Below are 15,802 nucleotides of genomic sequence, written 5' to 3'. Positions count from 1 at the left end.
TTATAGGGGAGGCTGGCGGGGCTGTCGATAAAGCAGGTCGCAATCCGGCGGTTGGGTGAGCGCCACAGTGCAGCCGCAAAGCTTTCGCTTCAGTCGGCGATCACCGGCGAAGCGCGACAGGAGCAAGGCAATGCCGTCGACCGAACTGCTTATCGCCTTCTTCGCCACCACGGCAATCTTTGCCTACATTCCCGGTCCGGCGATGCTTTACGCTGCCGCGCAAACCATGGCGCGCGGCCGCTGGTCCGGCCTGACGGCGGCGTTGGGGATCCATCTTGGCGGCTATGTGCACGTCGTCGCCGCCGCTGCCGGGTTGTCCGTGCTTTTCCACGCCGTACCGACGCTCTACATCGCAGTCAAGCTGGCTGGCGCGCTCTATCTGATCTGGCTGGGTGTGTCGCTGTTCCGCGCCAGGGCGCAAGACGATACTGTTATCTCAGGCATTGAGCCGAAATCCGCCAGCCGCGCCTTTTTCGAGAGTATCACCGTCGAGGTGCTCAATCCCAAGACTGCAATCTTCTTCATGGCGTTCCTGCCGCAATTCATCGACGCGTCGGCGACGTTTCCCGTCTGGCTCCAATTCCTCGTCCTCGGGACGATCGTCAATCTGATGTTCTCCTCGGCGGATGTCATGTGCGTGGTGCTGGCGGGTGCGCTGATCACCAGGCTACGGCGTTCGAGCCACGCACAGCGCCTCATGCGGCGTGCGGGCGGTGCGGTGCTCGTCGGATTGGGCGTCCATGTGGCTTTGCAGAAAGGCTGATCCGCCAACCGGCGATGGCTGTGGGCCGTTCGGTGGCTGCCGTTGCGCTGAGCCGAATTGCGGTATATCGGCTTCGCCATGAATGATCAGCCCTGCCAGTCCAGCGTTTTCACAGCATCGGGACCGGCTCTCATTGCACGTCGCGGATGACATGAGCGAGCAATACCTGCCTTCTCCCGAACCCCTTCACCGCGCCATCTCGCGGTTCGGCAACGTCACGGTGCTGGTGGTCGGCGACTTCATCCGCGACCGTTTCGTCAACGGCGTCATCGAGCGGATTTCGCCGGAAGCGCCCATTCCGGTGCTGCGCGGGCGTGGCGAAACGTCGGCGATGGGCGGCGCCGGCAATGTCGTCGCCAATATCGTCTCGCTCGGCGCTGCCGCGATACCGGTCTCGGTGATCGGCGCCGATCAGGCCGGCGACAATCTCCTGCGCATGCTCGCCGAATTTGGTGTCGAGACTGGCGGCCTCGCGCAGGACGCGAACCGGATGACCTCGTCGAAAAGCCGGTTCAGTGCGCTCAACCAGCAGGTGCTGCGCTTCGACGAAGAGGAAATCAAGCCGCTGGGCGACGCTGAGCGGGCAACGCTGGTCCGGCATTTCCGCGCCGCGCTCGCGCAAGCCGACATCGTTATCCTGTCCGACTACGGCAAGGGCATATTGCTCGACGGCGTCGCCGGCGAGCTGATCTCGATCTGCCGCGAGGCGGGAAAGCCGGTGCTGGTCGATCCCAAGGGCCGCGACTATGCTTGCTATGCCGGGGCGACGGCGATCACGCCCAATCGCAAGGAACTTGGCGAGGCGGTTGGACGCGTGGTGTTTGCCGATGACGAGATCGTGGCCGCGGCGCGTGAGCTGATCTCGGCACACGGCTTCGATTTCGTGGTCGCGACGCGCAGCGAAAAGGGCATGAGCGTCGTCGGCGCGGACGATGCCCGCCACATCGCTACGCAGGCGCGGGAAGTGTTCGACGTTTCCGGCGCCGGCGACACTGTCATTGCGACGTTTGCGTTGGCTCTGGCCGCGGGCGCCGACCGCATCATGGCCGCCGCCATCGCCAACGCGGCGGGTGGCGTGGTGGTGGGAAAGCGCGGTACCGCGCGGCTGACGGTCGAAGAGCTTACCGGGGCGCTGTTTCGGTCGCATGGACCGATTGCCCACAAGGATGCAATTCTCGATGCCGCTGCCGCGGCACGGCTGGTGGCGACGTGGAAGGACGAAGGCCTGAGCGTCGGTTTCACCAATGGCTGCTTCGATATCCTTCACGCCGGCCATGTCAGCCTTTTGCATGCGGCACGCAGCCAATGCGACCGGCTGGTTCTCGGCCTCAACAGCGATGCCTCGGTGCGCCGGCTGAAAGGGCCAGGGCGCCCGGTCAACGACGAGCATGACCGGGCTTGTGTCCTGGCGGCGCTTGCCTCGGTCGATGCCGTCGTCGTCTTCGAGGAGGACACGCCGCTCGCGCTGATCGAGGCGCTCAAGCCCGACATACTGGTCAAGGGCGCCGACTACACGATCGATCAGGTGGTCGGCGCCGAAATCGTGCAAAAGGCGGGCGGCCGCGTCGTGCTGGTCGATCTCGTCGCCGGCAAGAGCACCACCGGCACCATCGGCAAGTTGCGCGCCGGCAGTACAAACTGAGGTTTTCATGTCCGAACTGAACGAATACCTGGTCCGCTCGGCGGCCGCGATCACCGCGATGATCGAGCGCGACCTCACCGGCGAGATGGAGCGGGCGGTTACCGCCGTTGTCGCCGCGCTTTCGCAGGGCAAGGCGCTGCTGATCTGCGGCAATGGCGGCTCGGCCAGCGATGCCATCCACATCGCCGGTGAACTGGTCGGCCGCTTCCTGAAGGAGCGCAAGGCCTACAACGTCATCGCGCTGCCGGCCAATGCGGCGGTGCTGACCGCCTGGGGCAATGATTACGGCTTCGACACGGTGTTTTCACGCCAGGTCGAGGCACATGGCTCAGCGGGTGCCGTGCTGCTCGCCATCTCGACCAGCGGCAACTCGGCCAGCATCCTTGCCGCTGCCGAGCAGGCGCGCACGATGGACATGACGGTGATCAGCCTGACCGGCGACACCGGCGGCAAGCTCAAGCCGCTCTCCGACATCCTGCTCAACGTGCCCTCGACCTCGACGCCGATCATCCAGCAGGGGCATCTGTGCCTCTATCATCATCTGTGCGAAATGGTCGAAGCGCGCCTCTGTGATGGCTGATAGGGACGCTGTCAGGACCTCGCAGCCGTACCCGCTCGAAGAGCCGGGCCTGTGGGTCGAGCGGATCGGTACCTCGGTTTTTGCAGCTGGCACGCCGGCGCTGTTCCTCGACCGCGACGGCACCATCAATGTCGATAGCGGCTATCCCAGCGATCCGGCTGACATCGTGCTGCGGCCGGAGATGCTGCCGGTGATCCGAATGGCGAACATCGTCGGCCTTCCTGCGATCGTGGTCTCCAACCAGTCAGGCATAGCCCGCGGCTATTTCGGCTGGCCGGAGTTCGCCGCAGTCAATGCTCGGCTGCTGACACTTCTCGAAGCACAGAATTGCCGGATCGATCTGGTGCTCGCCTGCGCCTACCATTCGAGCGGGACGGGTGAACTGGCAGTAGATGATCATCCGATGCGCAAGCCCAATCCGGGCATGCTTCTGCGCGCCCGCGATCTGCTGGGCGTGGATATCAGCCGATCAATCATCGTCGGCGACAAGGCTGATGACATGGAAGCCGGACGGCGCGCCGGACTTTGCGAGGGCTGGTTGGTGCACGGCAGATCCAATCGGACTTCTGGCGATGGTACTTTCATGAAGCGCAAACTTACGACCGGTAACGATCACAGCAAACTCTGCGACGCCATCGCCGAATTCGGCCGGGATTAGATTCTCACTTCGCTGAAAGCCACCAGGCCCTCGTCCTTGACGCGGCGGATGGTCAATGCCGTCCGCACCGTGTCGACATTCGGCGCCGAGGCCAGTTCCTCGATGACGAAGGTCTGGAAGGCGCCGAGGTCGCGCGCCACGCAATGCAGCAAAAAGTCGGATTCGCCCGACACCATCCAGGCGTCGCGAACGATCGGCCAACCGCGGGTGCGTTCGGCGAAGGTTTTCAGCTCCGCGTCGGCCTGGTGATGCAGGCCGATAAGGCAGAAGGCGACGACATCCAGGCCGAGCGCCGGCGCATTGAGCAAGGCGCGATAGCCGCGGATGATGCCGGTCTCTTCCAACCGCCTGACGCGACGCAGGCATGGCGGCGCCGAAATGCCGACGCGGCCGGACAGCTCGACATTGGTCATGCGCCCGTCTTGCTGAAGCTCGCGCAGGATTTTCCAGTCGATGGCATCGAGATCGGCTTTGAGCGGCATGGATACCTTCGGCGCTTCACGCAAGAATCTTTCGTGATTTTGTAATTAAACGACTTTGGTGTCCATTCCATCCCTTCAGTCGCTGATTTTCGGACAGTCGCCGCGCAAGATGTTCATGGATCGTCTGTTTGCGGGCAAGCTTTCCGGGGACGAAGGCCAGGTCGTCTTGCTGGCGTCGCCTGCAACACCTAGATTAGGGCCGATATCGAACCCTGTGCCGGACGCTTCATTCGCGTCCGGTTTTGTGAAAGCCTGTCCATGATCACCAAGCACGCACCCGTTCTCATCATCGGTTCCGGCCCCGCCGGCTATACGGCGGCAATCTACGCCGCCCGCGCCATGCTGAAGCCGATGCTGGTCGCCGGGCTGCAGCAGGGCGGCCAGCTGGTGATCACCACCGACGTCGAAAACTATCCGGGCTTCGCCGATCCGATCCAGGGTCCGTGGCTGATGGAACAAATGTTGAAGCAGGCCGAGCATGTCGGCACCGACGTCATCAATGACATCATCACCGAAGTCGACCTCAATGTGCGGCCGTTCCGTGCCAAGGGCGATTCCGGCACCACCTATACCGCCGACGCGCTGATCATCGCCACCGGTGCGCAGGCGAAATGGCTGGGCATCCCGAGCGAACAGACCTTCATGGGCTTCGGCGTATCGGCCTGCGCCACCTGCGACGGCTTCTTCTATCGCGGCAAGGATGTCGCGGTGATCGGCGGCGGCAATTCGGCGGTGGAGGAGGCGCTCTACCTTTCCAACCTGGCAAAGAGCGTTACGGTCATCCACCGGCGCAGCGACTTCCGCGCCGAGCGCATCCTTAGCGAGCGGCTGTTCAAGAAGGACAATATCCGCGTCATCTGGGACACCGTCGTCGACGAGATCACCGGCCAGTCCGGCAAGACGCCGCTGCCGCCGTCGGTGGAAGGGCTGAAGCTGCGCAATGTGGTGACCGGCCAGGAGATGCATCTGACGGTCGACGGCGTGTTCGTGGCGATCGGCCATGCGCCGGCAGTCGAGCTGTTCGCCGGCAAGCTGAAGCAGAAGCCGAACGGCTATCTGTGGACGGCGCCGGATTCGACCTGCACCGACGTGCCGGGCGTGTTCGCCGCCGGCGACGTGACCGACGACATCTACCGCCAGGCGGTGACGGCGGCGGGGCTCGGCTGCATGGCCGCGCTCGAGGCGGAAAAGTACCTCGCCGGGATCGAAGTTCACCGCGAAGCGGCGGAGTAAGGAAGCGGCCGAGAAAAGCCGCGCAAAAGCCTGATTTTTCATTCAGACGCCAGAAAACAGAACGGGGGCATCATGGCGTTGGACTGGGACAAGCTACGCGTGTTTCACGCTGCGGCGGAAGCTGGGTCGTTCACCCATGCCGCCGAGACACTGCATCTGTCGCAATCGGCGATCTCGCGGCAGGTCAGCGCGCTCGAACATGACGTCGGCGTGCCGCTGTTCAATCGCCATGCCCGCGGCCTGGTGTTGACCGAGCAGGGTGAGATGCTGTTCCGCACGGCGCATGACGTGCTGATGAAGCTGGAGACGATCAAATCGCGGCTGACCGAGGCCAAGGACCGGCCCTCCGGCGTGCTTAGGGTGACGACCACGGTGGGGCTCGGTGCCGGCTGGCTGACCGAGCGCGTGCAGGAATTCATCGAGCTCTATCCTGAGATCAGCCTGCAGTTGATCCTGGCGAACGAGGAACTCGACCTCACCATGCGCCGAGCGGATTGCGCGATCCGGCTGCGCCAGCCGCAGCAGCCCGATCTCATCCAGCGCCGCCTGTTCACCGTGCATTTCCATCTCTACGCCGCCCCTTCTTACGTCAACAAGTATGGCAAGCCGGCGTCGATCGCCGAGTTGAAGAGCCATCGCATCGTCACCTTCGGCGTGCCGGTGCCGGCGCATTTGTCGGAATTGAACTGGCTGGAAACGGTCGGCGATTTCGAAGGCGGGCAAAGGGTGCCGACGCTGCAGATCAACGACATATTGTCGATCAAGCGCGCGGTTCAGGGTGGTGCCGGCATCGCCATGCTGCCCGACTATGTGGTCAGCAAGGACTCAGGGCTGGTGCAGTTGCTGCCGGAGACCGAAGTGCCGTCCTTCGACACCTATTTCGCTTATCCCGATGCGATGAAGAACCAAGCGAAACTGCACGTCTTCCGCGATTTTATCATCGCCAAGGCGCGCAGCTGGTCGTTCTAAAGCGCGTCGCGTTTGAACGGATACATGCGACGCGCTTAGGTTCTTGTCTTTATGCATGTCGTTATCCCAAAACCGCTGCGCCCCTCGGGTCAAGCCCGAGGGCAAGCTTTTGGGCGACACGCATTAGGGTATGTCGATATTCAGGTGATGCCGGCCTGCGAACGGCTGATACCTGCGCTTCCGGTACTTACGGACCCTTGTCCCGCTCCGTTCCGTTTCTCGGAACCCACCATTCTCGACTCGGCCTGACCTGAACACACCCTGAAACGGCGCCATCTCCGCTTTCCGGCTCACCCGCGCCATGGCGTCAGGCGGGGCAGCCAGCCGGGGACGGCGCGGCGGTAGGCCTCGTAGTCGGCGCCATAGCGCCGAGCAAGCGTCGGTTCCTCATAGAACTTCACGAAGGAGACCATGGCGATGGCGGCGATAGCGGCATAGGCGACGAGAGCCCAGCTCGAAAACAGCAGCGCCTGGCCAAGGATGATCGCCAGCACCGCCACATACATCGGGTTGCGGACATGGCGGTAGATGCCGCCGACAACCAGTCGCTCGGTTGGCGCGACCGGGGCGGGCGTGCCCCGGCCTTCGAGGGAAAAACGGGCGAAAGCATGAAGCAGCAAGGCCGCTGCGACGACAATCAGGACCCAGCCGACGGGGACCAAGCCGGGCCGGGTCGACCATGGCAGACGATAGCGATCGGTCAAAAGCCAGGGCAGCAATCCCGCGACCACGCCGGGCGCTGCGATGAAGAATAGCGCGCTGCCGGCGATCGCCTGACGTGTCCTCATCGAGGCTTCCTTCTAAAGCGCGTCGCGTCTGAAGGATTCAAAGGGATTCATGCGACGCGCTTTCAGTTCTTGTTTTTATGCATGTCGTTGTCCCAAAACCACTGCGCACCCTCGGGTCGGGCCCGAGGGCATGCTTTTGGGCGACATGCATTAGAGCGGCGTGCGCCTGCTTGGACGCACAAATACGCTTTAGCACTTTGGATCTGCGCACCGTGCTTTCCGAACATCGATGCCAATTTTCGGGCCGATGCGCGGCTGCTGCAAAAATAAACGCGTGCTGCCTGATTCGACGTCATTCGTTGTTTCTGCATTCCGGGCCGAGAATTGGCTCTGATTCGCTATTTCGCGATGGTTTTTGCCTGGCTGTGCACCGCATTTCGACGATTCTGCTGGTCCTACGGGGCCAAGGAATGGGTTAGACCACAGCCTGTGTCATTTTGCATGCGTGTGTTGCAAAATAGATGCTTGTTTCTTGGGCATGATGAGCACATATATAGATCATCTCCTGGGCGCGTTCTCCTCCCATTAGCGCCCTCGAGTGTTCCCCTCTGGAGGTTAGCCTTAACAGGCACTTCCAATCAAACTCAGCCGGATCTTCATTGATCCGGCTTTTTTGTTGCCTGAAACCTGCTGGCGCCCAGGGAAAGCCGACCGAAATTGTCACGTAACAGTGACATGTAACCTCAGGTAACATATCCCAGGCGCCCATCATCGACTAAGCAGATCATAGGACGCGGTGTGGTTCGTGCGGGAGATGGGGGCATCACTCGGACGATCCGGGCTCAGGCGGCTACCGCGTCCGAACCATTCTTCCGCTGAGGCCGTCAGGCGCTGGCGGCATGTGCGGCGGACCTGCCGTTTTCGCCTCCCACGAAGACGGTCCGCAAGGAAACGGCGTCCGGATCACTCCGGACGCCGTTTCCCTGTGTTCTGCAGCCTGCGATACCGGCGTCAAAATCCAGTATCAGGCGGCCTTGCCATTGGCGTTCAACGCCTCATCGGCCAGGCGACCGGTGAGTTCGGCCATATGGTCGAAGGTGGCACGATAGCTGGCCACGCCCGCGGTGGCCGAACGCAACTCGATGATCAGGTCGCCGATCTCGGCCTGCGGCATGGTCGCCTCGACGACATCCCATCCCGGCCAGCCGGGCCGCGCATCGTAGCCGAGGATCTGGCCGCGCCGCTGCGGGATCAGGGCGATGATCCTCGACGTGGCGTCGGACGGCGTGACGATCTCGACCTTCATGATAGGTTCGAGCAGCACTGGCGAGCAGGCGGCCATGCCTTCCTTCATCGCCAGCTTCGCCGCCATCTGGAAGGCCATGTCCGAGGAATCGACGGCATGATAGGAGCCGTCGGACAGGTTGACCGCGACATCGACCACCTGAAAGCCGAGCGGGCCGGATTTCAGATAGTCACGCACGCCGGTCTCGACCGACTGGATATAGGTTTTCGGCACGGCGCCGCCGGTGATGGTGTCGGTGAACTGGAAGCCGGAGCCGCGCGGCAGCGGCTTGATCTCGATGACCACATCGCCGAACTGGCCATGGCCGCCCGACTGCTTCTTGTGGCGGCCACGCTGCTGCGCCGTTTTGCGGATCGTCTCTCGATAAGGCACCGCCGGCGGATGACCTTCGACCGGGATCTGGTTCTTGCCTTCCAGCCGCTCGCGCACGACGCGCAGATGCATCTCGCCATGGCCCGACAGCACGGTTTCGGCCGAATCCTGATTGTGGCGCAGGCTGAGCGAGGGATCTTCTTCGGCAAGGCGCTGGATGGCCGCGGACATCTTCACCTCGTCCTTGCGTTCCTTCGGCCGCAGCGCGAAGGCGAAGACTGGTTGCGGCGGCGCCAGCGTCACCAGCGGCTTGATGCCGCCCTTGGCCGAGCTCAGCGTCTGACCGGTCGTGACGTCGTCCAGCTTGCCGAGCGCGACCGTGTCGCCGGCCTTGGCCGAGGTGAGCTTGGTCTGGTCCTTGCCGAGCATCCTGTAGATGCCGGACACCTTTGCCGTGGCGCCATTCGAAAGGAACAGCTCGGAGGCGTCGGCAAGCTGACCGGACAGGATGCGCGAGACCGACAGCTTGCCGCCATGCGCAGTATGGATGGTCTTCATCACCTGGACTACGGTCGTATTGCCGTCAGGTGCACCGAGGCGCTTGCGCGTTGCTTCAACATCAGGCGCGTCGTGGCGGATCGTCTTTAGAAGCCGCAGCACACCATTGCCCTTCTCGGCGGTGCCGATCAGCACCGGTGTCACCGCGCCGTCACGCAGGTCGGCGGCGAGGTCGTCGAAGATCGCGTCCTTCGGCGGCTCGATCTCTTCGAGGAGCTGCTCCATCAACTGGTCGTCATGGTCGGCAAGTGTCTCCAGCATGGAAAAGCGCGCCTCCAGCTCGCGCGCCTTGTCGTCGCTGGGAATCTGGGCGACCTCGCTTTCGGCATATTCGCGATAGATGTAGGCGCGCTCCAGAGCGAGATCGATCGAGCCGATGACGACACCGTTCTTGCGCAGCGGAATCTGGCGAAGCAGCAACGGCACCGAGCTTGCCGGCTGCAGCATCTTCAGCGTGTCGCGCACGCCTGATATCGCCTTATCGACCTTGTTGAGGAACATGATGCGCGGCACGCCGAGATCGTCGAGCTTGCGCATGATCAGCTGCAGGGCAGGGATCTTCTTCGCGTCGGCTTCAGCGACGACCACGGCGATGTCGCAGGCGGCAAGCACCGGCTCTGCCTCGAAAGAGAATTCGATGGAACCGGGACAATCGACGAAGGTGAGTTGCTCGTCCATGAATTCGGTGGTCGCAAAGGTCGCCTCGACGCTCATGGCGTGGGCGCGTGCCTCGGGCGAATGATCGGAAACGGTATTTCCCGAGGAAACGGGATTCTGGCGGGGAATGGCGCCCGTGCGGGCCAATATGGCTTCGAGAAGTGTCGTCTTACCGCTTGCAAAGGGACCGACTATGGCAATGCATTTCGGTCCCGTGCGTCGTCCTCCGGCGCGAGTTCCCATGACTGACCTCCACTCAGGCGTTTCCCTGGGAGCGGCGGCCGGCCTGTCGACCGTCGCGGGCGGGGCTTTTTTCAGTTTGCCACCTACCCAAAGGCATCGTCCCACGGGTTAGCCGGGAGGGCAAGTGATTTGAGAATCGGGGATTTGAGGATCGCCTGATGTCGCGGATGTTGAGCCGTGATCGGCGAAGCCGTTGGATGCGAGCCTAGCCTCCTATCAAATCCCGCGACAGAGCCCGTCGCCGAACAGCCGCAAAAGCGGTTGCGCCATGATGGTTATCGGACGAAAGTGCCTGCTTCTTGCGACAAAAAGGAACGGCCGTCGCCGACCGATCCGCCATCAGCTTGAGGACTCGCGACGATGAAAATCATTGCCTGCGGCAGCGTGCCGACCGTCATTGCGCCGGAAAAGTACTTCACCGGACGTGTGTGGCAGACGCCGATCATCGAGAAGGAAGCGCCAGCGCGGCTGCGCGCCATCATCGTCAGTTTCGAGCCCGGCGCGCGTACCCACTGGCATACGCATCCGCTCGGCCAGACGCTCTATGTCATATCAGGCGCCGGCCTCGCGCAAAGCTGGGGCGAGCCGGTACAGGCGATCAGGGCCGGCGACGTCATTTCGTTCGCGCCTGAGGAAAAGCACTGGCATGGCGCCGGCCCGAAATCGGCGATGGCGCATATCGCCATGCAGGAGGCGCTCGACGGCGTCCATGCCGACTGGCTGGAGACGGTGACAGACGTTCAGTATGGCGGCGTTGATCGGACCTAAAAGCGCGCCGCGTCCGATCATTATAGGTGATTTTCCATACTCAGGTTTGGAGTCGACATGTCGAAGCGTCGCTTGCCTCTTGTTGCCGCCGTCTATCTCGGCACATTCGTCGCACTGCTCGACATCAGCATCGTCAACGTCGCGCTGCCGACGATCCAGCTTGCGCTCGGCATCGATTTCGCCGGGCTGCAATGGGTGATCGACGCCTACACGCTTTGCCTGTCGGCCTTCATGCTGTCGGCAGGCCTGATCGCTGACCGCTACGGGCGCAAGCGCTCCTGGCTGGCAGGCATCGGCATTTTCGTGGCCGGTTCCGCCATCTGTGCAATCGCGCCCAACCTGCCGGTGCTGCTGGTGGGCCGGGTGGTGCAGGGGATAGCCGGATCGCTGATCATTCCGGGTGCGCTGTCGATTCTGACGCAGGCGTTTCCCGACGGTCGCGAGCGTGCCGGCGTTATCGGAGGCTGGGCGTCGTTCGCCGCTGTCTCGCTGCTCGCCGGCCCGGTCCTCGGCGGCATCCTGGTCGAAACCGCCGGATGGCAGAGCATTTTCCTGATCAACCTGCCGCTCGGCCTGGCCACGATCGTGCTCGGTGCGGCTTCGATCGTAGAGACTTCACACCCCGAGCATGCCCATCTCGACCTTGTCGGCCTGGCGCTTAGCATTCTGTGGCTGGGCGCCTTGACCTTCGGCCTGATCTCGGCAGGCGAAAAAGGTTGGGGCGATCGAGAGGCTGTTATCGCCCTTGTCGTCGGCTTCGCCGGCCTAGTGGCATTCCTTGTCTTCGAGGCACGCACGCCGCGGCCGATGCTGCCGCTTGGCCTGTTCCGCGACATTCGCTTTGCCGTCGCCAATGTCGCCTCGTTCGCGCTCGGCCTCACCTCCTACACCAGCGTCTTCCTCTATTCGATGTTCCTGCAGCAGGCGCAGGGCTGGTCGCCGACACAGACCGGCCTGCGCATGGCGCCGCTGTTCCTTGTCCAAATGGTCGTGTCGCCGGCGATCGGCAGGCTCAGTCAGCGCTACGGACACTCGGCGCTGATGACATCGGGCTATCTTTCGAGCGGTCTTTCCATGCTGGGAATGTGCTGGGTTGGACCCTCGACAACCTATGTGACGATCGGCCTGCTGTTTGCCGTCGGCGGCCTCGGCAATGGGCTGTCCATCCCGACCGGCAGTGCTGCCGCGATGTCGTTTGCGCCGCGCGAGCGTTCGGGCATGGTGTCGGCGGTGATCAACGCAACCCGCCAGGGCGGCACCGCCATCGGCATCGCCCTGCTCGGCGCCTTGATGAGCATGCGAGCAACAGCCCTGCTGACGGCGCATCTTGAAAATGCCGGTGTCGCCAATGCCGGAGCGGTGGCCCGCGCCGCCGTTTCAAGGTACGATTTCGCAGCCGATGCGGCGATGGGCGAGGAGAGCCTGCGCGATCTGTTCGCAGCCGCTTATGCCGGCGGTTTCCATGCGGCGATGCTGACGGCGGCCATCGTTTCGTTCGTCACGGCCGGGCTTCTGGTCACCGTTCTGGCGCCGGCCGAGGCACGTTCGGCACGCGAAACCAATCAGCGGGGATGAGGCTGGTGCCTATCGTGATGAAAACCCGGCTCGCGGCAGGGTTTTGGTGTTTGAGATGCGCCTGATCAGATCAGCGAGGCGGTGAAGCGCTGGATTCGTGTGCAGGCCTCTTCGAGCAGCGCCTCCGATGTGGCGTAGGAGATGCGGAAGTTCGGGCCGAGGCCGAAGGCCGAGCCGAACACGACCGCGACGCCCTCGGCCTCGAGCAGCTCCGAGCAGAAGGCTTCGTCGCTGTCGATCACCTTGCCGGCTTTGGTCTTCTTGCCGATCAACTGGGCACAGGACGGATAGACATAGAAGGCGCCTTCCGGCGAGGGACATGTAATGCCGCGCGCCTGGTTGAGCATCGACACGACGAGATCGCGCCGAGCCTGGAAGATCGCCTTGTTTTTCGCAATGAAATCCTGCGGACCGTTCAGCGCCTCCACCGATGCCCACTGGGCAATGGTGCAGGCGCCGGAGGTCTGCTGGCCCTGGATCATATCCATCGCCTTGATCAGCGCCACGGGCCCGGCCGCATAGCCGATGCGCCAGCCGGTCATGGCATAGGCCTTCGACACGCCGTTCATCGTCAGCGTGCGCTCATAAAGCTTCGGCTCGACCTCGGCGATGGTCCTGAAGACGAAATCGCCGTAGATCAGGTGCTCGTACATGTCGTCGGTCAGCACCCAGACATGGGGATGTTCGAGCAGCACGTCGGCCAGCGCGCGCAATTCAGCCTCGGTGTAGGCGGCGCCCGACGGGTTCGACGGTGAGTTCATCAACAGCCATTTGGTGCGCGGCGTGATCGCCTTTTCCAACGCCGCCGCCGTCAGCTTGAAGCCGTTGTCGATGGAGGTGTCGGCAAATGCCGGGGTGCCGCCGCAGATCGCCACCATCTCGGGATAGCTGACCCAGTACGGCCTCGGAATGATGACCTCGTCGCCGGGATTCAGCGTCGCCATAAAGGCATTGAACAGGATCTGCTTGCCGCCGGTGCCGACGATGGTCTGCTCCGGCCGGTAGTCGAGATTGTTTTCTCGCTTGAATTTTTTGGCGATCGCCTCGCGCAGCGGCACGATGCCGGAAACAGGAGGATATTTCGTTTCGCCGCGGCGGATGGCCTCGATCGCAGCGTTCTTGATGTTGTCCGGCGTGTCGAAGTCCGGTTCGCCGGCACCCAACCCAATCACGTCACGGCCGGCGTTTTTCAGCTCGCGCGCTTTCTGCGTCACCGCGATGGTCGCGGAAGGCTTTACGCGGGAAAGGACGTCAGCAAGAAAGGCCATGACGATGTTATCTCCTTGGGGATGCAGGCGGTCCATCCAACCGCGGCGCTTCTCATGTCGCATCATTCCGCCAAGCGCAAGCATTGTCGGATGAGCCAGATCACAAACCCCGGCAAATCCGGCAACAATAAATTCACCTGCAGGCGGTAAAACCCCGAGTGGCTGGATCCACGACCCATTCCGCCAGTCTCGCAGAGCGAGGAACCGTGTCGCGCAGCATCGAGCATGCCCATATCGTCCGTCATGACGACGGCACCGCCAGCGGTGTCTGGGGCATCTATACGCTGCAGAGCGCTTTCCAGCCGATCTTCGCCTTCAGCAACGGCAAATTGTCCGTCACCGGATTCGAGGGGCTGATCCGGCCGTTCCGCGACGGCGAGCCGCAGTCGCCGGTGAGCTTTTTCAACACCTGTCCGACGGTCGACCGCCTGCATATCGAGGCGCTGACAAGGACGCTGCATCTTTTGAACGCCGGCGCTTGCCTGCCGCAAGAGGCATCCATCTTCATCAACTTCGATCCTTCGGTGTTCACCGACCGCAGCATCGCCGACAAGGCGCTGCGCGACATGCGGCTGGTGCTGCATGAGGCTGAGATCGATGCGAACCGCGTCGTCTGCGAGGTGACCGAGCAAAAATCAGCGTCGCAAGAAACGCTCTACAATTTCGTCGAGGCACTCAGGGCCAACGGGTTTCGCATAGCCGTCGACGACTACGGCGCCGACGAGTCCGACATCAACCGCATCAAGGAGCTCCGGCCGGACATCGTCAAATTCGATGCCCGCTGGGTCATGCAGCTGATGGAGTCCGGCGCCGGTTTCGCACTGCTGACCGCCATGGTGGCAAGTTTCGAACAGCAAGGCATCCGCACCGTGTTCGAGGGCATAGAGGAGGGCTGGCAGCTTGAACTGGCCGAGAAATCGGGAGCCTCGATGGTGCAGGGATTCGCACTGGCGCGCCCCGAGCTTGCACCGACCAGCTTTCACGCCTTCGGCAAGGACAGGCAGATGCCGGTGACAGTGCCAGATGCCGGCGAGGCGCCTGCGACTGTCTCGCCTTCGCCGCGGCCGAAACGGGCTTTCGGGCGCAAGGCGGTGCCATGACCGGGCGGCCGGACAGGCGGCGCAATGTCGGCGAAGCAATCTTTACCGATGAGGTCGGTATCGAATACGGCGTCTATGGCGCGTTCCGGTTGAGAAGCGCCTATCAGCCGATTTTTGCCCCGCGCGGCAGGTTTTTGAAGGCCGTCGCGGTCGAGGGCCTGATCGAGCCGCACCGCGCCGGCAGGTCGGTCGCGCCGCGCGTATTTTTCGAGGGCGTCCCCGTGGCGGATCGCCTGTTCGTCGAGACGATGTGCCGGGTGCTGCATCTCCGGAACTTCCGCAACATCGGCGTCGATGGGCTCGACCTATTCTTCAACTACAATCCGCTGATCAACGATGACCCCGGGCGAGCGCTGGCTGAGATCAGGCTGATGACCAGGCATCTCGCCGAGTTCGATCTCTACCCCGGCATGCTGGTCTGCGAAATCACCGAACAGGCGGCCGACGACAAGGTGCTCGTCAGCCTGGCGCGCGAGATGCGGCGTGACGGCATCCGCATCGCCATCGACGATTTCGGCACCGGGCATTCGACGGAAGAACGGGTCGCGCTTGTCCAGCCCGACATCGTCAAGATCGACGGCACCTGGTTCGCGGAATTCTGCCGCCATGCCGCCGCCGAGCGGTTTTTCCGGCCGCTGGTCTCTGCGCTGCACGACCGCGGCACCAAGGTGCTGGTCGAAGGCATCGAGCAATCCACGCATCTGCGCGTCGCGCTGGACGGCGGCGTCGATCTTTTGCAGGGTTTTTACCTTGCCCGGCCGGCGCTGGCCGGCACGCTGTTCGATGAGGAACCGCTATCGATCGACAGGCTGCTTGGCAGGGACAATAACGTCGTGCCGTTGTTTGGGTGATCCATCAGCGGCGCTGATGGTTGCGCCAAAACAAATCACTGGATGAAGCCGTTGCCGCCGGGATAGAGCCTTGAGACCGGACTCAGGCCCCAAGGGCTGTCGTTGCACG

General features: G+C 62.9%; 14 protein-coding genes. 10 read left to right on the top strand and 4 right to left on the bottom strand.

Annotated features, from left to right (window positions below; genetic code table 11):
* Positions 1-130 precede the first annotated feature (130 nt).
* From AC0L3N_RS19590 to AC0L3N_RS19575, 4 genes are all read left to right on the top strand, one after another.
* Positions 131-763, top strand: coding sequence for a LysE family translocator (locus AC0L3N_RS19590; protein WP_473549124.1), 633 nt, complete (start codon positions 131-133; stop codon positions 761-763).
* Positions 764-914: 151 nt separating this feature from the next.
* Entirely contained in the window at positions 915-2,405 is a 1,491-nt protein-coding gene (gene rfaE1, locus AC0L3N_RS19585; protein ID WP_123148398.1) for a D-glycero-beta-D-manno-heptose-7-phosphate kinase, read from the top strand.
* Positions 2,406-2,412: 7 nt separating this feature from the next.
* A complete protein-coding gene (locus AC0L3N_RS19580) occupies positions 2,413-2,985 on the top strand; it encodes a D-sedoheptulose-7-phosphate isomerase (RefSeq protein ID WP_473549123.1) in 573 nt (190 codons plus the stop codon).
* Positions 2,978-3,643 (top strand): D-glycero-alpha-D-manno-heptose-1,7-bisphosphate 7-phosphatase, encoded by a 666-nt coding sequence (locus AC0L3N_RS19575; RefSeq protein WP_473549122.1) that lies wholly within the window; start codon positions 2,978-2,980, stop codon positions 3,641-3,643. Before AC0L3N_RS19580 ends, AC0L3N_RS19575 begins: the two co-directional genes overlap by 8 nt.
* On the opposite strand, the gene AC0L3N_RS19570 is transcribed toward AC0L3N_RS19575, so the two are convergent.
* A complete protein-coding gene (locus tag AC0L3N_RS19570; protein WP_473549121.1) occupies positions 3,640-4,125 on the bottom strand; it encodes an Lrp/AsnC family transcriptional regulator in 486 nt (161 codons plus the stop codon). The two genes, AC0L3N_RS19575 and AC0L3N_RS19570, sit on opposite strands and share 4 nt — an antisense overlap.
* 258 nt (positions 4,126-4,383) lie before the next feature.
* Here AC0L3N_RS19570 and trxB point away from each other — a divergent pair, with 258 nt between their 5' ends.
* A complete protein-coding gene (gene trxB, locus AC0L3N_RS19565) occupies positions 4,384-5,358 on the top strand; it encodes a thioredoxin-disulfide reductase (protein WP_123148546.1) in 975 nt (324 codons plus the stop codon).
* 72 nt (positions 5,359-5,430) lie between these two features.
* Positions 5,431-6,327, top strand: a complete 897-nt coding sequence (locus tag AC0L3N_RS19560) for a LysR family transcriptional regulator (RefSeq protein ID WP_023799796.1) — start codon at positions 5,431-5,433, stop codon at positions 6,325-6,327.
* A gap of 290 nt (positions 6,328-6,617) precedes the next feature.
* Here AC0L3N_RS19560 and AC0L3N_RS19555 read toward each other — a convergent pair whose 3' ends face one another.
* Positions 6,618-7,115, bottom strand: coding sequence for a methyltransferase family protein (locus AC0L3N_RS19555; protein WP_123148395.1), 498 nt, complete (start codon positions 7,113-7,115; stop codon positions 6,618-6,620).
* Between the two features lie 964 nt (positions 7,116-8,079).
* Positions 8,080-10,131, bottom strand: a complete 2,052-nt coding sequence (locus AC0L3N_RS19550; protein ID WP_123148394.1) for an elongation factor G — start codon at positions 10,129-10,131, stop codon at positions 8,080-8,082.
* Between the two features lie 360 nt (positions 10,132-10,491).
* On the opposite strand from AC0L3N_RS19550, the gene AC0L3N_RS19545 reads away from it, so the two are divergent.
* Entirely contained in the window at positions 10,492-10,899 is a 408-nt protein-coding gene (locus tag AC0L3N_RS19545) for a (R)-mandelonitrile lyase (RefSeq protein WP_123148393.1), read from the top strand.
* A 57-nt stretch (positions 10,900-10,956) separates the two neighbouring features.
* Complete coding sequence (locus AC0L3N_RS19540) at positions 10,957-12,474, top strand: DHA2 family efflux MFS transporter permease subunit (RefSeq protein WP_473549120.1); 1,518 nt, start codon at positions 10,957-10,959, stop codon at positions 12,472-12,474.
* A 65-nt stretch (positions 12,475-12,539) separates the two neighbouring features.
* On the opposite strand, the gene AC0L3N_RS19535 is transcribed toward AC0L3N_RS19540, so the two are convergent.
* Positions 12,540-13,742 carry a pyridoxal phosphate-dependent aminotransferase gene (locus AC0L3N_RS19535; protein WP_473549119.1) on the bottom strand — a complete coding sequence of 401 codons (1,203 nt, stop codon included), beginning with the start codon at positions 13,740-13,742 and terminating at the stop codon, positions 12,540-12,542.
* A 206-nt stretch (positions 13,743-13,948) separates the two neighbouring features.
* On the opposite strand from AC0L3N_RS19535, the gene AC0L3N_RS19530 reads away from it, so the two are divergent.
* On the top strand, positions 13,949-14,842 hold the full coding sequence (locus AC0L3N_RS19530) for an EAL domain-containing protein (RefSeq protein ID WP_123148391.1): 894 nt from the start codon (positions 13,949-13,951) through the stop codon (positions 14,840-14,842).
* Positions 14,839-15,693, top strand: coding sequence for an EAL domain-containing protein (locus AC0L3N_RS19525; protein ID WP_123148390.1), 855 nt, complete (start codon positions 14,839-14,841; stop codon positions 15,691-15,693). The genes AC0L3N_RS19530 and AC0L3N_RS19525 overlap by 4 nt, the downstream gene beginning before the upstream one ends.
* The last annotated feature ends 109 nt before the right edge of the window (positions 15,694-15,802 follow it).

This window comes from Mesorhizobium sp. WSM4807 (genome assembly GCF_055811615.1).
This window is presented reverse-complemented; position numbering and strand designations above follow the sequence as displayed.